16 protein-coding genes are annotated in these 26,829 nt (G+C 44.6%); 7 read left to right on the top strand and 9 right to left on the bottom strand.

All coding sequences use genetic code 11. The features are described from left to right. A complete protein-coding gene (locus tag ACHUFQ_RS00425; protein WP_394171927.1) occupies nucleotides 1-1,047 on the top strand; it encodes a polysaccharide deacetylase family protein in 1,047 nt (348 codons plus the stop codon). Here the strand turns inward: ACHUFQ_RS00425 and ACHUFQ_RS00420 are convergent. Then, complete coding sequence (locus ACHUFQ_RS00420; protein ID WP_394171925.1) at nucleotides 994-2,376, bottom strand: TIGR03013 family XrtA/PEP-CTERM system glycosyltransferase; 1,383 nt, start codon at nucleotides 2,374-2,376, stop codon at nucleotides 994-996. The two genes, ACHUFQ_RS00425 and ACHUFQ_RS00420, sit on opposite strands and share 54 nt — an antisense overlap. Before the next feature lie 184 nt (nucleotides 2,377-2,560). On the opposite strand from ACHUFQ_RS00420, the gene ACHUFQ_RS00415 reads away from it, so the two are divergent. From ACHUFQ_RS00415 to ACHUFQ_RS00395, 5 genes are read left to right on the top strand one after another with little or no spacing between them, the layout of a single operon-like run. Next, entirely contained in the window at nucleotides 2,561-3,199 is a 639-nt protein-coding gene (locus ACHUFQ_RS00415; protein ID WP_394171923.1) for an XrtA/PEP-CTERM system exopolysaccharide export protein, read from the top strand. 24 nt (nucleotides 3,200-3,223) lie between these two features. Then, complete coding sequence (locus ACHUFQ_RS00410; protein WP_394171921.1) at nucleotides 3,224-4,825, top strand: XrtA system polysaccharide chain length determinant; 1,602 nt, start codon at nucleotides 3,224-3,226, stop codon at nucleotides 4,823-4,825. Nucleotide 4,826: 1 nt separating this feature from the next. Next, complete coding sequence (locus tag ACHUFQ_RS00405) at nucleotides 4,827-5,924, top strand: XrtA-associated tyrosine autokinase (protein WP_394171919.1); 1,098 nt, start codon at nucleotides 4,827-4,829, stop codon at nucleotides 5,922-5,924. Next, the gene (locus ACHUFQ_RS00400) at nucleotides 5,881-7,500 is read left to right on the top strand and encodes a TIGR03016 family PEP-CTERM system-associated outer membrane protein (protein WP_394171918.1); all 1,620 of its coding nucleotides are present in this window, start codon (nucleotides 5,881-5,883) and stop codon (nucleotides 7,498-7,500) included. Before ACHUFQ_RS00405 ends, ACHUFQ_RS00400 begins: the two co-directional genes overlap by 44 nt. A 1-nt stretch (nucleotide 7,501) precedes the next feature. Next, nucleotides 7,502-8,860 carry an ExeA family protein gene (locus ACHUFQ_RS00395; protein WP_394171916.1) on the top strand — a complete coding sequence of 453 codons (1,359 nt, stop codon included), beginning with the start codon at nucleotides 7,502-7,504 and terminating at the stop codon, nucleotides 8,858-8,860. 157 nt (nucleotides 8,861-9,017) lie between these two features. Here the strand turns inward: ACHUFQ_RS00395 and prsR are convergent, their stop codons facing one another. The 5 genes from prsR to ACHUFQ_RS00370 all read right to left on the bottom strand — a co-directional run bounded on the left by prsR (nucleotide 9,018) and on the right by ACHUFQ_RS00370 (nucleotide 18,712). After that, nucleotides 9,018-10,376 (bottom strand): PEP-CTERM-box response regulator transcription factor, encoded by a 1,359-nt coding sequence (prsR, locus tag ACHUFQ_RS00390; RefSeq protein WP_394171914.1) that lies wholly within the window; start codon nucleotides 10,374-10,376, stop codon nucleotides 9,018-9,020. Continuing rightward, nucleotides 10,354-12,429, bottom strand: a complete 2,076-nt coding sequence (gene prsK / locus ACHUFQ_RS00385) for an XrtA/PEP-CTERM system histidine kinase PrsK (RefSeq protein WP_394171913.1) — start codon at nucleotides 12,427-12,429, stop codon at nucleotides 10,354-10,356. The genes prsR and prsK overlap by 23 nt, the downstream gene beginning before the upstream one ends. 128 nt (nucleotides 12,430-12,557) lie before the next feature. Then, a complete protein-coding gene (locus ACHUFQ_RS00380) occupies nucleotides 12,558-13,337 on the bottom strand; it encodes a 3-keto-disaccharide hydrolase (RefSeq protein WP_394171912.1) in 780 nt (259 codons plus the stop codon). A 183-nt stretch (nucleotides 13,338-13,520) separates the two neighbouring features. Beyond that, entirely contained in the window at nucleotides 13,521-16,703 is a 3,183-nt protein-coding gene (locus ACHUFQ_RS00375; RefSeq protein ID WP_394171910.1) for a BNR-4 repeat-containing protein, read from the bottom strand. A 245-nt stretch (nucleotides 16,704-16,948) separates the two neighbouring features. Continuing rightward, a complete protein-coding gene (locus ACHUFQ_RS00370; RefSeq protein WP_394171908.1) occupies nucleotides 16,949-18,712 on the bottom strand; it encodes a sulfatase family protein in 1,764 nt (587 codons plus the stop codon). A gap of 114 nt (nucleotides 18,713-18,826) precedes the next feature. Between ACHUFQ_RS00370 and ACHUFQ_RS00365 the strand changes: the two genes are divergently transcribed. Further along, nucleotides 18,827-20,557, top strand: coding sequence for a hypothetical protein (locus ACHUFQ_RS00365; protein ID WP_394171906.1), 1,731 nt, complete (start codon nucleotides 18,827-18,829; stop codon nucleotides 20,555-20,557). A 118-nt stretch (nucleotides 20,558-20,675) separates the two neighbouring features. On the opposite strand, the gene ACHUFQ_RS00360 is transcribed toward ACHUFQ_RS00365, so the two are convergent. From ACHUFQ_RS00360 to ACHUFQ_RS00350, 3 genes are all read right to left on the bottom strand, one after another. Next, nucleotides 20,676-22,385: a BNR-4 repeat-containing protein gene (locus ACHUFQ_RS00360; RefSeq protein ID WP_394171904.1), complete on the bottom strand. Its 1,710-nt coding sequence runs from the start codon at nucleotides 22,383-22,385 to the stop codon at nucleotides 20,676-20,678. A gap of 90 nt (nucleotides 22,386-22,475) precedes the next feature. Beyond that, a complete protein-coding gene (locus tag ACHUFQ_RS00355) occupies nucleotides 22,476-23,918 on the bottom strand; it encodes a sulfatase family protein (RefSeq protein WP_394171902.1) in 1,443 nt (480 codons plus the stop codon). Nucleotides 23,919-23,997: 79 nt separating this feature from the next. Beyond that, nucleotides 23,998-26,826 (bottom strand): family 78 glycoside hydrolase catalytic domain, encoded by a 2,829-nt coding sequence (locus tag ACHUFQ_RS00350; protein WP_394171900.1) that lies wholly within the window; start codon nucleotides 26,824-26,826, stop codon nucleotides 23,998-24,000. Nucleotides 26,827-26,829 lie beyond the last annotated feature (3 nt).

Raw genomic sequence — 26,829 nt, 5'->3', positions numbered from 1 at the left:
ATGGATTACAAAGCAGATTTATTTAAATACTCAGGGCTTAGTTGGCTGACCTGGAAGTTCAGACCTAACGGCTTATATGGTTTTAATTACCATCGCATCGGTGAACCAAACGATACTCAGTTCGATCCTAACTTATTTAGTTGCAGTGCCGAGCAGTTTGAATCCCACCTGACGTTTTATAAACGTAATTTTGATGTTATTAGTGCCGAGGAATTAATCGCGCTAATGCGCAACGACACGCAGATTAAAGAACGCCTGGCGATTATTACCTTTGATGATGGTTATCAGGATAATTATCAGTATGCGTATCCGTTATTAAAAGCAGCAGGTTTGCCCGCAACATTTTTTATCGCTACCGATTTTATTGATAAGCCATCAGTGCCCTGGTGGGATGAGGTGGCATGGCTATTAAGAAATACACAGGTTGACTACGAGTTGCTGCGCCAATGGCAACTGCCAATACATTGGCCACAGAGTCCACTGAGTGAACAAATTCGTATGATGCTTCGCTACATGAAGCAAAATCATCGGGTAACCATGCCGCAAAAGCTTGCTATGCTGCGTCAGGCCTGTGGGGTCGCGGAAAATGAAATCACCGCTTCTGAATCATTATTTATGAATTGGGATATGCTTCGCGAAATACATGCAAATGGTATTTCGATAGGCTCACAGACCTGTAGTCATCAGATCCTTTCTCACCTATCCGAGCAACAGCAGGCCTATGAGATCATTGAATCTAAGCAGCGCCTGGAACAACAGTTAAATACCACGATTAGTACCTTTGCTTACCCAGTGGGCGGAGAGAATACTTACAATGAAACCACGACCAGCCTATTGCGGAACAGCGGTTATCAATTGGCATTTACGTTCTTACACAACTATTGTACCAACATCCTGGAAAATCGCTTTGAACTGCCGAGATTTTCCGTCGACAGTCAATGCACAGTGAGCGATTTGAAATTCAACATCTGCAAAAATATGCTAAATCAAAAACTATCGCCCTTTGCCAAGGATAACCACCTCAGCGGTTTGTATCAGGATAAGTAAATCCATTAAGAAGCTTCGATGCTTTATGTAGTACAAATCGTACTTCAATTTTTCCTGTGCATCTTCATCGCTTGAACCATATGGATACTTAAGCTGTGCCCATCCGGTTAGACCGGATTTAACGTTATGACGTTCATAATAGTAAGGAATAACCTGCTGTAAGTGACTCACAAACTCAGGGCGCTCCGGACGAGGCCCAACAAAGCCCATATCTCCGACCATCACATTATATATTTGTGGTAACTCATCTATACGATATTTACGGATAAAGCGACCGACCTTGGTTACCCTGTCATCTTCGGCTGAAGACCACTTAATGCCGTTGCGTTCGGCATCAACTTTCATACTACGGAATTTCACAATACGAAAAATTTCACCATTTAACCCCACCCGTTCTTGCCAGTAAAAACCGGGAGAGCGAAATCCGTCTTCCAGTTTTATCGCAACATAAGCCAACAACATGATTGGCCAGGTCACAAGCGATAATAGAAACGCTATCGACGCATTAAAAAGCCAATCCAGGTTATTTCGGATTTCATTAGAAGAAGAGAATCCTTCCGAGAATATTAGCCAACTTGGGTAAATAAGGTTGACCGCTATTTGTCCTGTTTCCTGTTCGAAAAAGTCAAGGATATCCGAGACCACTACCCCCTTGAGCTTACAGGCAAACAACTCTTCAACCGGCAGGTTATCACGCCGCTCATCGGTAGCAATAACAATTTCATGAATATTATTAGTTACGACATATTCCGATAGCGATTGCTCAAGCTTGATTATTTTTGCCGCAGGAATCGCAGCATTCGCGTCACCTGGCATTTGCGCATAACCGACTAGATTGAACCCTTGGCGATCAATTTTACGTCGCATTCGGTTTTCAATAATCATGGCGCGCTCACCAGACCCCATGATCAGAACATTTCTTTTGGCAAACCCCAGAAAATTAATTTTCAATAATAGTGTCCTGATGGCCAGAGTCGCCAGCAAGCTATATAAGCAGGCATTAAACAGAGTCTGGGTCAGATAGTAAGATTGCTGAAATAATGTCTGAACCAACATCAAAAACAAGAAACTCAACGCCGTCGCTAATATGAGACGGCGTAGCATGCCCCACCACTTGTCCCTTAACTTAGGTTTATACAGGCCTAACCCTAAAAACGATAACTGCATCACAAAAGCAAAAAACAACGAATACCCCAAGACTTCCAAATTATTGAAATGTTGGAGTACAAATTTGTTGCTGACAGCAAATGTAATGAAGAAAATTGAAAAGTCGGTAAGAATAAGCAGCCTTAATAAGACCGCGTAATAGTTAGTGTTTTTATTTTGCACGAACGCTACCCCATATTCCTTTATTGTTTTGGTTAGATTGGGAAAATCCCTTTTGCCACTTAACTATAGTTCAAGAAATCTCACCTCCCAGATATTTTTCGATCAAAATTTGCGCAAAATTTAAATCTATGAACTAACATTTGTATAAACCAAAAATAATCTTTAGCAATGAAGGCATTAAGTTATGGCGAAAGGAACTTTGACTATACGAAAGATAATGGTTGCTATTGTCTTTTTAGGGATAATAACTGGATGTAGTTCAAATCAATCATTACCCTCTGCGACAGTCCACCCCGCGCAAACCGAAACCGCGGATTCCTACAACTATTTAATCGGTCCTGGTGACCAATTGAATATTTTTGTCTGGCGCAACCCAGACGTCTCTGGCAGTTTTATTGTTCGCCCAGATGGCAAAATCACCACCTCTTTGGTGGAGGATATTATGGCATCGGGTAAAACTCCCACGCAGCTTGCTCGAAATATTGAAGAGCAACTGTCTACCTACCTAAGGGAACCCATCGTAACGGTGACAGTAAACCGTTTTGTCGGCCCCTATAGTGAGCAGATCCGAGTTATTGGTGAAGCCGCTCAACCTCGCGCAGTTAGCTACGGACAGAACATGACTCTTCTTGATGTCATGATCGCCGTTGGTGGTCTGACCCAGTTTGCCGATGGCAACCAGTCAGTATTAGTCCGTGTTGAGAATGGCGAGCAAAAGCAGTACCTGCTGAATATCGAAGATCTGATAAAAGATGGCGACATTAGCGCAAACGTCGATGTGTTACCGGGCGATATCATCGTGATCCCGGAAGCATGGTTTTAATTTTCAATAAAAAGAACTCACATCATGTACGAACAAATTGAAAGACTGAAGGAAATACTGCTAGGTGTATGGGCTAAGAAACACTACATCTTAATAGCAACATGGATAATTTGTCCGGTTGGTTGGTTGGCAGTTAGTGCATTGCCCGACAAATATGAGGCCAGTGCACAGGTTTACGTTGACACACAATCATTGCTTCGCCCATTAATGAAGGGTTTGATGGTGGAAACCGATCCCGACTATCAAGTTCGTCTGATGGTGAAGACATTACTGGGTCGTCCGAACCTCACCAAGATTGCGCGAATGACAGATCTCGATTTGCAGGCGGAAGATTCGGAAGAATTTGAAGCCATCCTTGATGATCTGAAAAGTAACATGTCGATATCCCCGGTTGGCAAAGAAAACATATTCAATATTGCCTACGAAGGACAAGATCCTCAGGTTGCTAAAGATATCGTTCAGGCCGCACTGACGGTTTTTATTGAAAACACCTTAGGGGAAACCCGAAGCGACACAGATACTGCGCAAAAATTCCTGGATAAACAAATTCGTGATTACGAAAACCGATTAGTATCGGCAGAAAAACGTCTGACCGAGTTCAAAAAACGCTATACCGGCATATTGCCTAGCAATACCGGAGGCTTTTACGCCGCTTTGAATTCCGCTAAGACCCGACTTCGGGAAACCAACCTACAGTTGATGGAAGCACAGAGCCGTTTAGAATCAGCACAGGGGCAACTTTCTAAGGAAGATGTATCGGGGCAGTCACTATCGGAAAACATTCTTGATAATGATGCGATATCAACGACCTATGATGAACGCATCCAAGGATTAAAAACTAATCTGGATACCGCTCTGATCAGTTACACCGAAAAACATCCGGATGTCATAGAAATTCGCCGTCGTCTGGATGAGCTTAGCCGTCTGCGTAAAGAAGAAATTGAAGCTTACTATCTGGCTCTTACTGCTGAAAGCGAGGGTGGGGAAAGTGTCAATCTCAGCGCTGCAAACGCTAGCCCTGTCTATCAGGAAATGCGTATTCTGGTGAACCAGATCGAAAATGAAATCGCATCTTTACAGGTTCGCGCAAACAATTATCAATCTCAGGTCGATGATTTAACCGAAAAGATCCGCACATTACCGGATATCGAAGCTGAAATGGTCGCACTGAATCGTGGTTATGAGATCAACAAGAGCAAATACGAAGAACTGTTATCTCGTAAAGAAACCGCGTTGATGGCCAAACAACATGATGAAACTTCCGATAAAATTCAGTTTCGTGTCATCGATCCACCACAAGTGCCGTCAGAACCGAGTGGTCCCTATCGCATCCTATTCTATCTCGGTGTTCTTTTGTTAGGGTTGGGTTCAGGTATCGGTGCGGCATTTATGATGACTCAAGCAAATCCAGTGGTCGTATCTTCTAGTCAACTTTCACGGGCCCTGAACATGCCAGTTATGGGGGTTGTGACAGCAGCAAGCGCCATTGGTCTAATGGATAAAGAAAAACGCAAAACCCGAATGTTTATTATTTCAAATATTTTGCTCCTGGTATTGCTTGCTGGATTTATCGGTTACTCAACCTCCAGCCAAGCTCCGCAAACTCAACAAACCAAGGTGTATTGATATGTCTACGATTGAACAAGCACTAGCAAAAAAGCAAGCCGACTTAGCCAATAAAGCTAAAGAAGAACGTGTAGACACTAAGCAGCCAGCGAGAAAAAAAGCCGTTAAAAAACGAGCAAAAGCGCCAGCAACTTCGGTTAGTGAAAACGCAGCGACTGCCGCAAAATCCAAAGAAACGGATGCGGTATCCGCCAGCAAAGCGCAGGCGCAACCGCTAGAGGTTAATGAAACGGTCGCAGCAACCGCTGCAGACACAGAAGTCAGTGAACCCGTGCTGGTAGATAATGCTGCCGTTGAAATCGATGATGTCGAGCCGATAAGCGCCCCGACTGAAGATCCCGTATTGGACAACGATGTTTTACAGCTTGATCTGGAAATGCTGGATAATCTGGGCTTTTTAACAGCGCAAGACAGCACTCAGAATCATCGTATCCAGGAAGAGTTCCGGGAAATAAAACGTAACCTGTTAGGCAATGCATTAAAATCGAAGGCGAATCACGTTAAACATCGTAACCTGGTTATGGTGTCCAGCGCTCTTGCCGACGAAGGCAAGACATTTATTGCGATCAATCTCGCGCTAAGTATTGCCGCTGAGCAGGATAAAACCGTGTTACTGGTAGATGCCGATATCTACAAACCAAGTGTTTTGCGTCATTGTGGCATTAAGCCCCGAAAAGGACTCATTGAATACTTGCTGGGAAATATTGAAGAGCCAGGCGATATCATATACTCCACCAATGTCGAAAAGCTGAAAATCATGCCGACCGGTACTCCGCATTATCTGGCTAACGAATTACTGGCCAGTGCAAAAATGACATCCCTTATCGAAGAATTAGCAAACCGCTATCCCGATCGCATCGTTATTTTTGATTGCCCACCGATCCTGGGGTTAACTGAAACTGCCGCGTTGTCGCAATTAATGGGACAGGCCATTATTGCAGTAGAAGAAAATAAAACATCAATACAAAAAGTAAATAGAGCCTGTGCCATGTTAAATGAAGATTTAGCTAAAGGACTGGTGTTGAATAAAGTGTTGCAAACGCATAAGGAATTATATGGCAACAATAGTTACGGATACGATAATAAGACTATTCAATAAGTTATCTGTACTCGCTGTATGCACTGTTTTAACCTTTTCATCCTACGCAGAACCTTGGATTATTACCCCCAGGGTTTCTGTTGAAGAGGTCGTTACGGATAACGTTGAACTGTCTCCTGATGATGAGACAATAAGTTTTGTTACGCTAATCTCGCCCGGTATCAATGCCCAATATGTGTCAGGTGGGGCCATTGCCAATGTTGATTACGAGTTTATCCAAGTTTTATATAGCCATGATTTAGGCGCACGGGATAACTTTAATCAAATGGAGGCTTTTGGCCGCATCGAACTATTGCCAGAAGGCTTGGCTGCGTTCGCCTCATATTCCATTGATAATGTTGCAGAAAATAGTGCTAGGAATGCGCTAGCAGATCTGGTCGCCGGTAATACGGTGCAATTCCAGCGCTTTCGTGCAGGCCTCGAGTATAGTGTGACATCTTCGTCCGTGATCACGTCTGCGCAACTGGCCTATCTGTACGATACGGCTCAGGATGCTATCGGCGATCGAGAAGGCTACAGTGGGTTTTTCAACACCCAAAGTGGCAGTGCTGCCCGTAATGTTTTTTGGGATGCCAGTGGCCAAATCCTCGACACCTCAAATAATCGCCGCAGTGGCCAGTATTGGAATGCGGATATCGTTATTGGCTGGATTACGCCATTCAAATTAAACCCCTTTGTACGCTTTTATGATGAAGATACCGATGGCAACTTACTCGATACCCAGATACAGGGGACGTCGTCGATCGGTGTAGGGGTGCGCTGGAAAGTGACAAACAGTCTGGACATCGATGTAGCCTGGAACCAGGTTGATGAAGATTCCGCGGAAATCCCTGAACAGGACTTTTTGGATCCGCCTGAAGATTATGTCAGTGGCTCAATTAACTGGCAACCGTCGGCTCGAACACAATTGAAGGCCAAATATTTTCAACGTTTTTATGGCGATGCCTATCAAGCGTCTTTTCGTCACAGAATGCGTAAATTAAGTACAACGCTGAGCTATAACGAAGCCGTTGAGCTGTTTGATCGATACAATTTTGTTGATCAGGAGTTAGAAGTTTGGTGTTTAGGTTTGACACCGGACGATTTTTCCAGTTGTATCGTCGGCCCGGATGAATCGTTTGACCTGACAGGTTATACCTTTGTGGGCTTTGCATCCGACGTTGGCTTGCGTCAGTCAGAGACCTACAGCCTTAACAAAACATTAAATTTTAGCACCACATTATCCCTTAAAAGAACCAGCTACCGGATAGGGTTAAGAAAAACAAAACGTACCGAGCTGGAATTTGGTGACGACGATAATTACAACTACATCAATATTGGTGCTTCGCGAGAAATCAATCGCAACGTCACGCTCGATGCAAGCTTTACATTCTTCAAAAATGAATTTGATCGCGATTTTGATGAAGCAGAAGAGCAGATTGACCATTACCGCATCTGGTCGGCTGAATGGGTAGAGGATTTAAATTCTTCTCTGACAATGACAATCTACGGTCAACATTTAAACCGAAGTTCTAACCGATTCTTGTTGAACTACAACGAAAATCGCATTGGCATTAAACTGGTTAAAGAGTTCTGATATGTACGAAAATTTTTATGGCTTTAAATCCAAACCATTTCAGTTGAATCCAGATCCTAAATTCTTCTTTGGTTCGGCAAAACACACTCAAGCTCTTTCCTATCTCCAATATGGTTTGGAGCAAGGCGAAGGCTTTATTGTAATCACAGGTCCCATTGGTACCGGTAAAACCATGCTGGCGCAAAGTTTGTTGCATCGCATCAAAGATTCTTCCATAGAAGCAATTCAAATCGTAACCAGCAAATTGTCCCCGGACGATTTGCTTCGGGCCATTGTCCGTAAGTTTAAAATGCCGGTAGAAAATCGCAGCAAGGCAAGCCTGTTACAAGCGATTGAACAACACCTTTTGGCGCTAAATAGCCAGGGAAAACGCGCACTACTGCTGGTAGATGAAGCACAAAACCTGCCGGCGGAAACGGTTGAAGAATTGCGGATGTTGTCTAACTTTCAAAGAAATAATAAACCCTTATTACAAAGCTTTTTGCTTGGTCAGGAAGAGCTAAAGCCAATCATCCAAAGTCAGGGAATGGAGCAGTTTCGACAACGCATAATTGCGTCTTGCCACCTCCAGCCATTAACGACGGAAGAAATATCTCAATACATTAAACATCGTCTGGAGTTGGTCAGTGAAAAGCCACTACAAATATTCCATGATGACTGTTATGAATACATCAAACAAAAAACCCTTGGTATCCCACGAAAGATAAACCTGTTTGTCGATAGAGTGTTACTTTACGGTTTCTTAAATAATAAACGGTTTTTAATTCGCGAAGATTTAGAGGCGGTAAGTGAAGAGTTCGCCGAGGAACTGAGTACCTCTCAGCCAGCGGCGGAAAATAACACGGTACCAACCGAAGCGCCCGACCATTCAAAAAACAATCACAAAACGAAATCTCTTGGCAAAGATGCGCGTTTGACCGACAAACGCATACTTAAGTCGTTGAAAAAAATCGCCGATTATTTGCAAGAAAGCATCGATCATAAAATGAGCATCAGTCGGGATTTGGACAAGTTAATCGAACAAAAAGTGGCGTTAGCGACAGAGCGAGAACCGCAACCTCGGCAGGAAACCATTAAAAAAGCTATCGACCCTGTCACTGAACGCGCCGTGATCGAGTATGCCATTTCACATCCGGACGATGGCCAATATAAAGCCAGTGATGCGTTGCGGGATGAAGGCGTGTTTATATCCGGTTCGGCCGTACGCTCCATCTGGCTGAAACACAATCTGGAAAACTACTCTAAACGCGTAAAAGCTTTAGAAAATAAAGTGAATGAAGAGGAAATTGTGTTGAATGAAGAGCAACTTAGTATTCTTGAAAAGCACATGGACGACAATGGCAAGCGTCTCGGACTGTAGCCGCCTGATTGTCAGGCATTAAGTCCCTGACATTCGATATAGCCTTGCCAACGCTAAGGCTAAAATTCGCGCTTATTCAGCATCAACAACAGCAATAAAAAAACCGGGCCCTGGATGCAGGCCCGGTTTTGTTTTAACCAAAACTCCGATAGTTCTATCAGGCTTCCTGTGATTTTAACTGCATCGAATACTTTTCAACCAACGCATAAAGTGTTGGCCTCGTTACACCTAGTAGTTCCGCCGTCCGGCTCATATTACCATCGGCAAGTGCATAGGCTTTGCTAACGGCACCAGATTCTGCCCGCTCCCTGACAACACGGAGATTTAAATCTAGCGGCGAAGATGTCTCATCAATATCCTCAAACCCTAAATCTGCCGCGGTTACCTGCCCTGAGGTTGCGAGTATCACCGCCGATTTAATCTTGTTCTGCAACTCACGAATATTGCCCGGCCAATGGTAGCTTTTCAACGCATTTACCGCGGAATCTGAAAAGCCCTGCACTTTGACATTGTAGTCTTTGGCATATTGCAATAAAAAGTACTGAGCCAAAATCAACACATCAAACTCTCTGTCTTTAAGAGGCGGTATCGCAAAGACCATTTCACTAACACGGTAATACAGGTCTTCACGAAAGGTTTTATCTGCCACCATCGCCTGCAGATTTTGATTAGTTGCGCAAACTACGCGCACATCCACAGGAATTTCAGCGCGTCCGCCGATCCGTTCAATGACTCGCTCCTGCAAAAAACGTAACAGTTTAGCTTGCAAATTGAAGGGCATATCGCCGATTTCATCAAGAAACAAGGTTCCACCCTGGGCCATTTCTATCTTGCCTTTGGTGGTTCGATGAGCGCCGGTAAAGGCACCTTTTTCAAAACCAAACAATTCACTTTCAAGCAAGGTGTCGGGGATCGATGCACAGTTTATAGCGACGAATGGTTTCTTTTTTCGATTGCTTAATTTGTGGATGGCATTTGCGACAACTTCCTTCCCCGTACCACTCTCACCAAGCAATAATGCGGTAATTTCTGTCGGCGCAATCCGCTTAATGCGCATGCGAAGATTCTCCATCACATCGCTGCTACCAATGATTCCAGAATCAACGCCGGCCAGCTCGCGGATCACGCGATTTTCTTTCTCAATGGTAGATACATTGTTCGCGCGATCAACAATCACATTAATCACATCGGCATCGAGCGGTTTTTGATAAAAATCATACGCACCATTTGCTATGGCTTGGAGCGCCACCTGGTGATCGTCATTGCCAGTGATGACGACAACCTTAGTGAAAGGGGCCAAAGCGATAATTTCTTCCAGGGTTTTTAATCCCTCACTGGCATTGGCGGTATCGGGGGGCAAACCCAAGTCTAAGAGGACGACCTTAGGTTCATGCAACCTTAGTGCATTGATGGCTGCCTGACGGTTAGTGGCAAAAATGGTTTGATAATTTGAAAGGCTCCACTTTAACTGCTTTTGGATGCCTTCATCGTCATCAACAATTAATAATTTTTCCATGGTTGTTATATCCAATTTCCTGATATTCGCTAAGCGACATTTCGATGGTAAAAGTCGTACCCTTGCCCACTTCGCTGTGTACTGACATGAGTCCAGAATTTTCTTCAAAGAATTGACGTGCTTCGTAAACGCCAATTCCCATTCCCGCATTGCCTTTTGTGGTTGAAAAAGGCGTGAAAAGCTTGTCCCGTATAAACGATTGAGTCATCCCACAACCCGTGTCACGTATACTTAGTATTAGTCTATTTTCCTGTTTTATACCAATGAGTTGCACCTGTTCCTCGGGGTTACTTGCCTGCTGTGCATTTTCAATTAGGTGCATCATGACACCGGCAAAGCGTTCTTTGTCAGCATACACATAAAGTCCTGATGGGCAGTCAAGAGTCACTTTAGGTTGGTGCATATTGGCCAACGTAATCGTCGCTTCTAGCAATGATTTGATCTCAACTTGCTGCTTGGGTTCTTTGATTTTCTCCATCGACTTCGTCGCCAATTGCCGCACCACCTTTTGCAATCGCATGCTAGCCGAGTCCACCGTTGCAAACACGTCTTCGATAAATTCCGGATTGTCTTTGTGGTGCTCAGCATTGGCATTAATCAGGCTAAGCTGCGCCTGAATGTTTTTCAGATCATGAAGCACAAAGGCAGACATACGATGAAATACAGCAAATTGCTGGGTCTGGGCGAGCTGCTTCTGGGTTTCCTGCAACGACAGGTAATTGCCAAGTTGCTTGGTCAGTGCAAATAGAAAATCGCGATCTTCCCAGTTTAACAACCCTTTATTGGCCGGTCGGGTCATCGCAAAAACCCCGGTCAACTGCTGCTGAAAAAATACCGGCACCAAGATCTCAATGTTATCATTCAACAGGGCCGCTTCATCAAGCTGCAAATCCTTGTATATATCCGGTGAAGACTGCAATTCAGCCAAATCAATGATCCAATTTTGGCTCTGAAAATAACTGACCAGACCGTCCAACTGCGCCAACGCGCTGGCGTCTGGTTTAAGTTGCCCAAAATTCATAATTTCAAGACGATTTACATTGTTCAGTTGCAGGTAAATACACCCGTCCAACTGCAAAACTTCACTTAATGCATTACAGGCACTTTCATAAATATCCTGACTATTGCTGCGTTCTATGGCGGCAATCAGGTTGAGCCACTCCAACCGATAGTCATAGCGATTGGCAAAAAAATGTTTGGAGATAAATACCCGAATTCGATTACGAAAATTCTGAGTCAATAGAACCGCAAACAACACCAGTATCCCAAGGCACATAAACGCAATGCTTAACAGCTCACTCCACTGCCCTTCCAGAAAGCGAATAACATAACCAGTGAAGGCCAAAAGCAGCAAGTAGATACCACTGAGCACCAAGATCGAACTATAAAAGACTACGTCCCGGGAAATGAATAAATCAGAAGACCAGTTTTTAATGCGTTTTGAGCTTAACAGGATAAACGGCATCATTGCCGCACTCAGAAACCCTCGCAAATACCAGAAATTGAAATCCAGTTGATTAATCAGGGCGCCCTGCGCAAAAATAACAAAGTCGAACACCAGCATACTGCCAAGGCCAAAAACAAAAGGCCACACCGCCCAACGAGCGCGTTTTTGCGCATTGCGAAATACTTGCTCTAGCAGCACCAGCGGCCACAGATTTAGCGCCATAAAGCCTATAAATACCCAGACAAAATTTTGCCTGGTGATAATACTGAACACCGAAATCGTGACCAAAACGATTATCGCCATCAGATATTGGTGGGTTTCCCGGTGGCTTAACAATTCCTTCAATGACGCGGAACGGAGTTTTACCCCAAGAATGAGCAGCGTTACCAGAACGTTTTTTAAGGCTTCAAAATACAAAACGTATAATAAGCTAAAGCCCTGATACAGTTGCCAACAGCTGATAAGCGAAGAAATGCAGAGAACAGCCCCTAACACACGTGTCAGAGTACCACTGAGAGATTGCTGGCGGGATGCCAGTAATAACAAGAAAAAAATAAGATAAGCCAGACAGCTGAGTCCGTAACCTATCAAGCCTAACAATTCCATGTAAACTCGAGCTTATTATTATCGGTATTAAACTAACTTTAATACTAGTCGATAATTACCAATTTGCTCATCAGGCGGACAATTGCTCAATGCTGACTTAAGGTTTATCGGTTGCAAGTCTCACGGTATTATAACTCTTGCAATTCAATCGATTTGAACTGCACCCTACTGTTTTCTGCTTGTATGGCGATATAGCCGGATTTCATTGCGCCGCCGTCGTAAAATTTACTTAGATGTTGTGATTCTTCATCCAGTACCGGCTCATGGTATTCCATCACTAATTCACCATTGATCCAGTGCTTGATCATTTCATGACCTTTAACTTCAATTTCAATGGTTACCCATTGTTCGCCTCGGTACGTTTTTGAGTTAGATTTGATGCAGTGCTTGGTGATTAATGCTCCAGCTATTTTAACATGAGAATTTGGCGTACAGATATTCGCCGTTGGTCGGAATTCGGTATCGGCATCGGCGCCTAGTAACTGAACCTCAATACTTGCAGGAAACCGCTGTTCTAGAGTCATCGATTCTGGCGGTTGCGCATGGATCATAAAACCATTATTTTTCCAGGCATTGCGATAACCCGGTAGCTGTTGAGGTAAAAATCGGTATGTCGCCCGTAAGCGGTAATGAGAGTACGGTTTCTGGTAATACAAATGGCCAAACTCAAAGTTAAAGCTGTCATACTGGTCGTAGTTTGTTGTTAAATAGCCATCTTCGACTCGAAATGTATTTTTATAGTTAGTCCCTAACGCATACCCTGCAAATTTTGGGGTCCAGCCATTTAGAGAATGACCGTCAAAAATAGCCTTCCACGGTTTCGGTGATTGGTTTTCCTGAGCATAGCCAGATACCGCCACGGCCGAGAGCAAGAGGGAAATCGTAAAAAATTTGCCACATATTTTCATTGTTAACGTCCTGGCAGAATACCTCAATTACGCTTTGAGTTGATTAAGGTATGATAAATATATTCACCTGAAACACAGTACGCTCACCGTCGCATCAACACCACGAGTGATGTGAGCGCGAGAGTGAGCCTGCGATCTCCATGCCTATCGTTGCACGAACGATTGCACGTATGATTGTGTAAGTTACTGGGTTAAAATTTCAAATTCATTGATATTCGGCCAGTTACCGATCACCATAAGTTTAATCAATCGTCCCTGCGCAACAAATTCGGTTAATGTCGGTTGAACATCGCTGTGTTTATTTTGATGTTTCGCCACCTTCACAAACTCGAATCCTGGGCCGTCTGATACATAAACCTGATAGTTAATCTGCTCGCCAGCAGTGGTCCATAGTTTCGTCCCAGTGATTAACTTTGACTCGCCTAAGTCGATGATGACTTCCTTGGTACCGTTTTCGGTAGCGCCCCAACTTGATTCATCACTGACATCGCCGTCAAGTAAGTTACTGGCTAAATGAAGTTGCTGTTCCGAATCGACAAACACGACCGATGGCCTGACTAGCATTGTCATTTGTGCCTCGGATGTATTTCCATAGCTATCCGTAGCAAGCGCTTTGATGGTATGGATTCCTGCCGGGAGGCCTAACAACTCAGCCGGATAGCTTTCTCCACCCCAAGTGAATGGCGCATCATAAATATCGCGAATGAGTATGTCATTTAAGTATAAGTCGACATGTTCAATATCCACCCAACTCAACTCAGACAAAGCATTCACAGATAATGATAACGACTCATAACCAACACGTAACTCAATATCGGACTCAACAAAGCTTATGCTTGGTGGTGGCACGGCCTTAACAATCAGCGTCATCGTTGCCTCTCCCTGCAAACCAGCACTATCCGTTGCGATTGCTGTAAACGTATGGGTACCAACCGTAAGTGGAGATGGGTTTGGCTCATGTCGTTCTAACCACCCCATTGCGCCAAATTCATAAGGAGCAAAGGAATGACCAAAGTTCCAGACAGGTCGAGTATCTACGCGCACAAGTTGCTCATTCCGATATAAGGTAACAGATTTAATCGTTCGCCCTTCTACAGAGGTATCGGCTTGCAACGTCATGCCCAGCTTTTCATACCCCTCATATACGGTGACCACATCATTCGGAAACGTAACCGTTGGAGGTTTTGGCTCGCCTTTAACGGTGAGCACCATGCTCGCTTCACCTACGTCCCCTGCACTATCGGTGACAATTGCTGAGAACGTATAGACACCAGGACCCAATGGCGCAGGGTTTTCACCGTGGGTGTCCAACCAACCCATGGCACCTGTTTCGTGAGGCTTTGAGCCATGGCCAAACAGGTACGGAAGCGACGTATCAACGCGCACCAAATGTTCATCAATATATAGCGCAACCGATTCAATCTCACGACCGTCAACGGCAGTTGCTGCGTCTAACATAATAGATAATTTTTCATAGCCTTCATCAACCGTCATTGTCGGAGCCGGAAACGCAACCGTCGGGCCATTTGACTTCACGGTCAGGGTCATTGTTGCAATACCCGTTTCACCTTCACTGTCCGTTGCTATCGCCTTAAATACATGCGTGCCAACCGTTAATGGCGTTGGGTTAAGTGAATGGGTTGCTAACCAGCCCATCGCCCCTGTTTCATGTGGCTTTGAACCATGCCCAAATAAGTATGGAAGTGACGTATCGGTGCGAACTTCTGCATCGTTCAGGTATAAGGTGACAGATTCAATGTTACGACCTGCAACCGGACTTTCAGCATTAATCGTCAAGGTTAATTTTTCAAAGCCCTCTTCAACGGACATCGCCGATGACGGGAACGCTACCCGTGGTGCATTTGCCTCACCCTCTAGGTCCAAATCAATGATTTGCAAATACAGTGGCATCGCATTGCCAGACGCCTGCTCCATTAAGTAGAAGTAGACCTTACCGTCATTGATGTATATGGTTCCATGATCGAACTTAGTACCCTGTGTTTGTTCGTATACACGAACAAAGTCATTGGTCCCACCCTTGGCTTTTTCCACATACGGGTAACCATTATCTAATCCGATAATGTAAATATTATCGCCAGAGGTGTATATCGATGAAGCGCCCGCAAAATCAGACGATACAATAAAGTCTTGAGCGCCAGAGGGTTTGTATGAATGCAGATAGATTTCCTGATAGTCTGGTCGACTCCTATCGGAAGAACGAACTTTACTGATGATATGAATATCTTCGTTTTTCGTTACGGTCCAGTCAAAACTGCCAACGATATACACCGAGTTTGCTTCGGTATGGTCAATATAGTCACCGGGTTCAAACACCTTGATTTCATCTGAATTGACCAATGGCCAGGTCATCGGTTCGCCTTTGTGGTTTTTCCAATCGCCAAAGCCTTCCGGGTGTTCTGAATACGCATAATAAACACCATTTTGGTAGGTATACCTATCGGCATTATCACTACTACGTTGCTGGAAGCCAACTCGAAGCTTGCCATTGACATACTTCATATTGCCATACAAGCCCCAGTTATATTCGTTGTCGTGGCTTGTTTTCTGATTGTTATGGTTAAATTTGGTAAATGTCGACCACTTTTCATTTTCGGCGTCATATCGATTAAATACATAGGCGCCGTTGTTGTTACCGCCTAAGCGCATGTATAGCAACAACGTACCGTCGGTATTGGTGAAAAATTTGGGATAGGTTAAACGCGCAAAATTACCTTTGTCCGCTAAATTTCCTGTCATGGTGAGATGCTTATAATCATCGTCGCCCTGACTAACAGCACTCGTATCTTTGACAAATTTGTCCAGAGTAAACTCTGCATCTGGCAGGTCTGCCGCACCGGCTAAACTGAATGAGTAGCGAAAAAAGTCATTAACAAATTTGCCGCCGTGATTATTATCATCATAGGCGTGCATATCATACACCATATGGATGGTGCCATTGATTGGGCTAACCGCTAAGCCTATGGTGTTATGAGATTCACCGACTAATGGGTCACCTCGAAAACCAGTATGACGATGGGGAAATTCAATGGTTGCCAATGTACCTGTCTGAGAATTATATCGACTCAGCATGACATTGCGCTCATTTTTACCACCTTTATACCAGGTCATAAAAACATAGTGTTTGTAGGTTTTTACGGCATCGCCATGAGCTGAAATGTTACGACCAAAGAAGAAATCATATTTATCACCGGTATCGGGATTATTAACGTTGCCATGATCAAGATCTTTGCCATCAAAATGCAGACCGAAATCGGTAATTTTTACTTGTTCTTCAAGCGTTACCTGAGCATTTACTTGCATCGCTATCCCCAGACATGCAATCGCAAGCAACACAGGTTTAGCCATACAGGCTATTTTATTATTCGTGAGTATCATATTGACCTTATTGTTATCTTGTTTTTATTTTTGTTATCTATTCTTATGTCATGCCTTATGGTTGTTTACACCGGCATTGATTCGCTTTTTGGCTAACAGCGGCAATTATCGCTTCGATCAGCGCACAAAACTTAGACAACTATACTAAAAAACCATAACAGATCAAGATCGCTCATAAAATATCAAATAGAATCAACAAGGCTCAAATTAGAGATTCAAGGTACGGAAACGGTCACGATATCACTTTCCAGAAAACCGATGCGATGGGCGACAACCTCAATCTTCATCCCCGATTGCGCTTTGATGGGCGTTTGGTACATCAACCAGGCACTTTCTCTGGCCGCCTCACCCAGTATTCGATAAGAAATACTCGCACCAGGTGTTTGGCTGCTGATTATAGCTCTGCCCTTTAAAAAGCTCACCTCAGGCGGTGCTGTTTTCGGCTGAACATCAGCCCCCTGCCATAATTTGTCGATTAGTGCCCTCTCAGGTAAATTAGGCGTATCCTTAATGGCGGTTAGCCAACGATCCATTTCCCGCCGTAATCGCAATAATGGTTGTTTATACTCTTCATTTTCAGCGAGATTGTGGAGTTCATGCGGATCGGTTAACGTATCAAATAACTCTTCTTTAGGTTTTCGGCTTCGAAACCATTGCCGCTGAAATTCATCAAGAGCGCCGTCATCCCGAAGCCGGAGTAATTCTTGCATCGTCGGAATTTTTTCACGGTAACTGACCGGCAAATAATAGCCTTGCTCGGGCCGATAGTTACGAATGTATTTAAAGCGCTTATCTTTAACCGCTCGTATGGCATCGGTAAAACCATCAAACCGGTCTGCTGCTGCGTGGATATACTCCCTTGGCATTGAAGCAACGCTGCCATTTCTCTTGCCAATAAAATTCTGACCGTGCATATGACCAGGTATAGGTGCCCCGACAAGCGCCAGAGTGGTAGGGGCAAAATCCACAAAACTAATTAAGCGCTGATCCGAAGTTCCGCCCTGCTGGGCGTTTGGAAACCGGATAATGAGTGGTACTTTCAATCCGCTGTCATAAATTAAACGCTTTTGCCTTGGCAACGGGCCACCATGGTCGGAATAAAAGAGGATAACGGTTTGATCATATAGGTCATCGTCCTTGAGCTGCTGAATAATCGCCGCTATTTGCCTGTCTGTTTCCGCAAGATTGTTATACATCTTCCACATATCTCGTCTGACCAACGGAGTATCTGGAAGGTAAGGAGGAATATCGAATACGGTATTTTTCGGCACATGCATGGCAGTATTCGCTGGTTCCGACTTGGCCGATGGATGCTGAGGTAATCTGGCGATTTTGGCTACATCATCGGAAAAGTAATGCCGCGATTCAATCTTCCTGAAACCATAAGGCTCAAACAATCCGGATTCATGGGTCGTAGTAAAATTAAAAACCGCAAAGAAAGGTTTGTCAGCGGGACGTTTTCGCCAGTGTGCATATGGTCCGCTTTCATTCCAGGCCGACTTCGGGGCTTTAAATTGATAATCGGTTTTCAAATTATTGGCAGTGTAATATCCGTGCTGTTGCAGATATTGGCTCAGCATTCGAGCGTCAGCCGCAGGTATCGCTTCATAAGCGGGAAGTCCGGTTATCTCTGTATCGGAATGGGTGCGCATGTGATTAGCACCAAACGCTGACGGGTACATGCCAGTAGCGAGTGCTGCACGACTTGGGGCACAGACACCGGAAGTGGAATATACATTGGTGTAGGTTACGCCTTCCTTCGCTAACTGGCTTATGGTCGGTGTCGCAATCGTATGATCACCATACGGCGCAATAATCGGGCTCATATCTTCTACCACTAACCAGAGAATATTAGGTTGGGAAACTTCGTCTGCCCCGTATGCAGCGCTTGGTTTTGCTTCTGCGACGACACCTAATTGCAGAAAAGAAACAATCATCACCACAAGGTTGATGTACATTCGTTTAGATAGCTTATGCATGGTTACTCGTTTTGTTGGTCAGTCAGAATAAATGCACAAACCACATTCCAACCTTGATTAACATCTCCCCACAAATTATCATCTTCAATCAAATTCAACAATAATAAATCAGTAATGTTTTTTAGATCTGGAAACCACTCCGTAAATACCAGACGGTTTATCGCGTATCTGGTCATCGCCCTGTGTGCTACAAGCAATTTGGTTTTCGCAGCAGGTTCTCAACAAGCCCCTAGGCCTTATTTCAATCCCGATAAAGACATCTTAATTTCTCAATTTGACGTTAAACCAGATGCTGATGATGTCCATTCCGTAGCTGCGCTGGGCTCCTTATTAGCTGACCCAGATTTCAACAATATCTCTCACCTGGCCGTTACCGGCACGATTGGTAGCCAACAAGGTAAATACATCGATGCTAGTGGCTTGTTTTCCCTAGCCTTTGGGCCCGCAGGCAAAGGCTGGACTGATGCGAACACCCATTGGCAAGGCTCGGTAGAGCTCGTGCAAAAAACCGCTAAAGACATACTGGATAGTGGCGGGCGTGTTTGGGTGCAGGAAGCTGGTCAGTCCGACTTTACCGCACAATGGCTTGCCGGTTTGATCGCACAAGGCGTAAACAAGTCCTCGCTAAAAAGTAACGTAATTGTCGTTCAGCACAGCGCCTGGAACGAACAACAAACGAGTGATGAGGCGCTTGCTTTCGTTAAACAATCCACACACTACATCGCCATCGGTGATGGTAATAAACCAAAACGTTTGTACATTCGCAAAAATCGTCGCGGCCCGGCCACTCCTATCTATGTAGAAAATGGCGATAAATGGCTCAAGGCTGCCATCGACAAACGCAACACCAACCAACATGCAAGAACCCTTTGGCAGCTAGCTGATGCGATTATTGCAGACAGCAATTTTACTGCCGACTATTCCGTGATCCCCAATGGCGGCGTGGACTTTTCAGATACCGTTGCTGTTTGGTGGATACTAAATCTTGGTCAGGATGCCGTATCTGTAAACGCGTTCTGGCAGCGCTATGTTACTGATGTGCCATTAGACCATGTCAATCCTCCAGAAGGTCGCCTGGCCATTGTGATCGACGGCAATTCTCCAGATCCTGATGATATTGGTGCAACGCCGGTAATCTTTGGACTATTACACCACTCAGGGCTTGAGCAGAGGTTGGTGCACGTTTCTCATTCTTGTGATCTCGATCCATTCACCAACAAAGCCAGATACCAAATTGATAAAGACAATGAACAAAGACGCCAACGCATACTCAATGAGCTGACGGATAAAAGTATTGCTCTATTTGGGCCATTTGAACATTTACATGACCATTATAACTGTCGCGAAAAACAAGCCGCTGCCAGCCAGGATCTAGTGAATGCGATCAATGATTCCACGGCTGAGAGTCCGCTTTGGATAATTGAGGCTGGTGAACCGGATCTGATTGGTTTCGCACTTGCGGCGGCAAACCCGCAAGCCCTTAAATTTGTGCATATTGTTTCTCATCATCCGGCAAACGATAACAGCGGTGACTTTTTTACCTGGCAGCAGATTTTAGACTTTGGCATTACCGAACATCAAATAGGCGACCAAAATGTTGGCTTGCAAACTTCCATTCATCAATGGGACTGGGCTAAACATCACGATAATCCTGGCTATAAGTTTATCTGGGAAATGCTTGCCTATGCCGAACAGGACGGAATCGTCCCGTTTCAAACCAATAAATTTGATTGTTCAGATGCAGGCATGGTTTATTGGTGGATTACCGGAGCCGATCAGGGGGGTAATAATTTCGCAACCGCCAATGATATACAGAAGATGTTGCATCTCAAAGAGAACAACTAGATAGGAGCTAGATAGATAAAGGCAAATCACTAGCGCTTGATTTGCCTTATTGGTTATTGTCCTGATGTGTAATACCAATCACACTGAGAGAGCAATAATTTAATGTGATTGGTATAAGTCATAAATTGATTTTCCTGCGCATCACCACAGTGCAAAATAGCAGCATCAACAGGCTAAAATGGATACTGGCGCCAGAGCCACTCCCATCTTTGACCGAAGATTCCTGAGTGCTTGTATCGGTATTACTACCATCGGTTGCAACGTCACTATCGTTTTGCGAACTACTATCGGTATCAATATCCAAATCGATAATCAGCAGGTACAGAGGCAATGCATTGCCTGCCCCTCTTTCCATCAAGTAGTAGTAAAGCTTACCCGCTTCGATATATACCGAACCATGATGAAACGATGGACCATCTTTGAGTTCAAACACCCGGGTAAAATCGTTTGTTCCGCCTGCCGCTTTCTCAACATAGGGATAACCGCTGGATGTAAGACCAATGATATACAGATTATCTCCGGCAGTATAAAGCTTATCGGCTCCGGCAAAGTCGGTTGCCGTAATAAACTCTTCGGCGCCAGCCGGTTTGTAGGTATGCATGTACACCGTTTGATTCGCGGCGGTATCTTTCACTTTACCAATGAAATGGACATCGCCTTGTGCCGTTACATTCCAGTCAAACCCATGGACAATGTAAACCTGATCTTTGCCCCTTGCAGACACTAAATCTCCGGGTTCAGATATCTTAATATCATCAGCATTTTGCAACGGAAAAGTCATAGGCTGGCCATCATGCGTTTGCCAGTCACTTGCTCCTTCAGGGTGATCCGAATAAGCATAATAGAATCCATTTTGATATTGATATTTATCTTCTTTATTGCCCGAACGTCGCTGAAAGCCGACCCGTAGTTTGCCATTAACGTACTTCATATTGCCGTACAATCCCCAATTGTATGGCTGACCGTAATTTTTCGCATTGATGACATTAAATTGGTTAAATTCAGACCAGCTTTTGGTACCAGCATCATAGCGAGAAAATACATAGCCCCCGTTATCGTTGCCGCCTTTGCGCATATACATCAACAGGGTACCATCGGTATTGGTAAAAAATTTAGGATACGTCAATCCGGAATATTGGCTATGATCCTCGTCACCGGTTAATGCTAAATGTTTATAGTCATTAACCCCTTCACTAACGATACTTGTATCTTTGACGAATTGACTAAGCTTAAACTCGCTATCGACCACAGTCGCAGCACCGGCCACCGAAAAAGAGTACCGAAAATAGTCATTTGATAAACTACCGTCTGCAGGTCTGTGATTACCATAGGCATGCATGTCGTATAAAAGGTGAATGGACTCATCTACAGGACTGATCCCAACCGCAATCGTATTATGAGATTCACCGATCCACCAGATATTATTAAACCCCGTATGTTGATGGGGAAACTCGATAGTTTGCAAGCTTCCCGTATTCAGATTGTATCGGCTTAGCATCACCCTACGATCAAATTTTCCACCACGATACCAGGTCATAAACACATAGTTTTTATAAGCTTTTACGCTGTCTCCATGGGCTGAAATGTTAGGACCAAAGAAATAATCATAGGTTGGTGTATCGCTGGTTTGTGCCGAGCTTGTGACTTTTTCACCATCAAAATGCAATCCTAAATCGGTGATTTTTACCTGTTGTTCCAAGGTGATTTCAGCGCGGGTCTCCGCCATGAAAAAAAACACCGCCGATAATAATAGCAGCCATACGGTGCAACTTTTGCAATACTGGGCCAGTCGACGGTCATTGGCCCGATAAATGATTGTGCGATTCATGGAAGCTATCCTCTTATTTTTGGTTTTACCCGCCACCCCCGGGTGGTTAACGTCTTAAGCCACCCAGGACGATCTCATGGGCCAGGCTAATTAGTGCGGCAATATTTTCCGGTTTTTAATGGGATACCATTGCGACAATTTTTCTCCAAGCTGGTCAACGATATGCGGATACTGGTCAGCCAGATTGTTGGTTTCATGCTCATCTTCCAACAAATTATAAAGACGCGGGCCGGCCAGTACGCCATCGTGATACTTCTGATAGCTGACATTCTTGCCATCATAACTGAGAATGAGTTTCCACTTACCATCGATCACCCAGCGATATAACAATGTGGATTCTGGTTCGTTTATGTCATGCATATCATGCGCAAATCCTTCGCCAAAAATAGCCTCGCGAGCAATTGGCGTCTGTTGTTGCATTGCGGTAAATAAATTCAATCCTGGTAAGTGTTTAGGCACCTCAATATCCGCAGTCGCTAATATCGTTGGTACGATGTCGATACTACTGACAAATTCATCACGCATCTGTGGCACGAATTGATTTGGTAGTGAAAACATAATCGGGGTGCGGACGCCGCTTTCGCCAGGACTTTGCTTGGATCTGGGGAGAAATCGTCCTGTTTGAGTAGGATTTGATACCCAGCCATTATCGGAAACATAAACGATTAAGGTATTATCTTTTAAACCTGTCTTTTCAAGATGAGTCAGTAATTGCTGGTTTGTCTCATCAAACCATTCAATCATGGCATAATATTTAGCAATTGAAATTGGCAAAGCATTACTACGATATTTCTGCAATAAGCGTTCTGGAGGGTTGTGCGGCGTGTGTGGCATATATGGCGCGTACCAAACGAAGAATGGCTGATTCACCGCTTTGGCTCTGTCCATAAAGTCGGTGATTTTCACAATACCTTCCCTACCAATCTTTAAACCATCGTCACCATGTCGGCCACCTTTTTCAGGGAAACCCCGGGTCATTCCTTCATCAAACCCACCCCGTTGAAAACTTCCTTCCCACCATTTTCCAGTTTGCAATGACAGATATCCTTGCTGTTTCAGTAATTCAGGAAGCGTATCTAACGCATCTATTTTTTTGATAATTTCGGCGCGCTGTCGCTGATATTCCAGGCCGGCTTTGCCACCGGGCAATGTGCGAGAAGGATCATTGCCTGTAATACCATGTTGGTGTGCATACAAACCGGTGGCAATGGTCGCCAATGACGGACGACACAATGATGTAGGCACATAGCCGTGTTTGAATGTGACCGATTCGCTGGCTAATTGATCCAACGCTGGCGTCTGTACAATCGGATGTCCCATAAAACCATAATCATTCCAGGCATGATCATCCGATAGGATCAGCAAAATATTAGGCGGGGTATTGCCGACACTTTCTGAGCTTTGCTTGTCTTGTTGCTCTGTGGCAGGCATCGCACAACCGGCAACAAACACCAAAGCCGCAGCGCTGCTGATTACGCAGCGCTGATAAAGGTTGAAAAGGCCCAAGGCCTGGCATACTTTATGGACTAACACCTTACTTCCCCTTACGATATTTTTAACTATGATGGCGTTATTGATTAAGCCTTGTGTTTTACTTAGTCGAAGATTAGTTTTAGTTGCCAACCTTCTGGGTGATCAAATCCGAGTTAACGGCATTTAAACGCGCCATTGAATTTGTAAATTCCGGCTTCAAAGTACCTTCGATAACATACTGGCCCGGGCTTAATGTTGATAAATCAACGTTATTTACCGCACCATCCTCTGCGGACACATTGGAGAGCGTAACCGTCGGCAATTTCACCTCGGCCTGAGTATTTTTGGGGACCTTCAGTACCAGGGTGAAACGCTCTTCATTCACCGACCATTGCACCGAAACTTTACCTTGAGGGGTATGATAGGAGCCACTGGCCGACGTCAATTTTTCGTTAAGCTGCGGCTCAATAAGGATACGTTTGAAGCCTGGAGCCGCAGGTTTTATTCCTAAAATCCCTTCATAAAACCATCGCGAGATGCTGCCATAGGCATAATGGTTTAACGAATTCATCCCTTCGGGATTAAAGCCATCAGCCAAAGAATATGAATTCCATCGTTCCCAGGTGGTTGTCGCACCATTGTTAATGGAATAAAACCAGGACGGGTAACTTTCCTTAAACAGCAACTGGTAAACCAAATCACTGCGACCGGCGTTTTGCAGTACCTCAGCTAATAGCGGTGTACCCAGAAAGCCGGTTCGCAAATGAACATCGGCCTCATCAATTAACGCGATGAGTTTATTCTCTGCCGTGCCACGTTGCGACTCAGCAAACAGGTCAAATGCCAGCCCCAGCAGGTATGCGGTTTGAGTCGCTTGCGAGTCGGTTAAATTTAAATGTTCGTCAAAAAAATGAGATTGAAAACTAGATTTCAGATTCCCGAGCAGCGCCTGCAATCGTTCAGCATCTTTATTTTTATCCAGTACTTGCGCAGCCTTCAGGGTTAAAGCTACGGAATGGGCATAAAAAGCCGTAGAAATTAACTGAAAATCAGTATCACCTCTGTTGGCATTTTTATTTGTTGCCTCGGGATATGGCTGTAACCAATCACCAAATGTTTTCATGTGTGAAACATAATCACGACTTTGACTCTCATGGTAATCGAGCCAACTCAGCATCATCGGATAGTTATCCGCCAACACAGACGCATCGCCAGTCGCAACATAAAGATCCCAGGGAATGATTGTCACCGCATCGCCCCAACCGGACGAAGCCCAGTTTATCCACTCAACGAAGGGGATATAAAGCGGGATCATGCCGTCCTCAGACTGCTCTTCGCGCACACTTCGAAGCCAGGCCGACCAAAAACCATAAACATCCGCCATATACATAGAAGACATTGCAAATACCTGAGCATCTCCGGTCCATCCCAGGCGTTCATCTCGTTGTGGACAATCCAGCGGAATATCAAAGAAATTGCTGCGTAGCCCCCAGACAATATTTTCCGCCAGTTTATTTAATTTCGGTTGAGACGTGGCAAAATCGGCATTAATGGTCACATCAGAATGCTGTACCAAAGCCGACAACCAGTCCTCACTCGGGATAAATTCCGGATCATAACCAGTGATTTCAATATATCGATAGCCAAAATAGGTAAACCTTGGACGATAGCTCACTATCCCATCTTTATTAGGGTGATAAAAAACGGTGGATTCCGCACTGCGATAATTATCCGTATAAAATTCCCCCTTATGGAGCGCTTCAGCAAATCTTAATTGCACGGTCTGGCCAGCTTTTACGGGAAGCTGGATCTGCGGCACGCCGACCATGTTCTGACCAAAGTCATAAATGACTTTGCCATTTTCAACCGCAACAATTGCAGGCTTGGTTAAGCTTTCAATTACCCGTACTGGAGCATGTTGCTTGGGGACCAGTTTCACCTCATCACGAATCGCTGCAGTCACGACTTGTTGCCAGCCATCCGGCGTAAAAGAAGGCTGCGTCCAACCATCTATTTCCCGCGCCTGGTAATAGTGTTCACCATCGTAAATACTGGCGAACTGTATGGGTCCATCGACGAAGCTGAGCCAGTTCTGATCCGACGCAATTATCTTGGTTTGTCCGGACTCAAACTCAATTTCTAATTGCGCAATAAAGCGCGCTGGCAAACGGTGTTCTTTGTCTTTAAATTTGTACACTCGTCCTGCATACCAACCGCCTGCGATATTCCCTGCGATCACATTGCGGCCCTTCGCGAGCATGTCAGTAACATCGTATGTCAGGGTTTCGATACGTTTTTGATAAGGTGTCCAGCCTGGGGTCATGACATCTTCGGGCGCAATTTCACTACCATTGAGATATGCCTTGAACAGCCCTTTCGCAGAGACATATAAACGGGCCTTTTTGACGTTTTCACTCAAATTAAACTCGGTACGAAGATATTGCGCTTTGGCCAGTAATGCTTGTTCAGGCTGTTTTTCTATTGCCGTATCCGGGTGGCCAATCCACTGTGCCTGCCAATCGGAATTATTTAGCAGCCCAAGCTCCATCGATTGTACCTGACTCCAGTTCGAGACTCGTTGTTTGTCATCCCAAATCCTGACCCGCCAAAAGACCTTATCTCTTGACCGTAATATGCTGCCTGAATAGCGAACCCAGCTATTTCGTTCTGAATCCACCTTGCCAGAATCCCAGTAAACATTTGCCTTGCTGAATTCAGGATTTTGTGTGCTTAACTGTATTTGATAGGCGGATTGAAAATTGCCTATCGCATCGTTGGCTAATTGCCAGGAAAATCTAGGTTCAGACTCATAATAGCCAAGGGGATTCGTCACCCCCTCTCCGACACTTAGCTCAACAGGAGCTTTACCTAATAAGGGAGCATCGTCTGACTGACAACCCTGTAAGAGCATCGTAACGTTCAACAGGGCAAGCAATAATAGTACTGAGGGTAATCGGGTCAAGTTCATAAT

Origin of the sequence: Thalassotalea litorea, assembly GCF_043642205.1 — a bacterium.
GTDB lineage: Bacteria > Pseudomonadota > Gammaproteobacteria > Enterobacterales > Alteromonadaceae > Thalassotalea_A > Thalassotalea_A litorea.
Note: the sequence above shows the minus strand (reverse complement) of the source record. Positions and strands in the feature narration are given on the sequence as shown.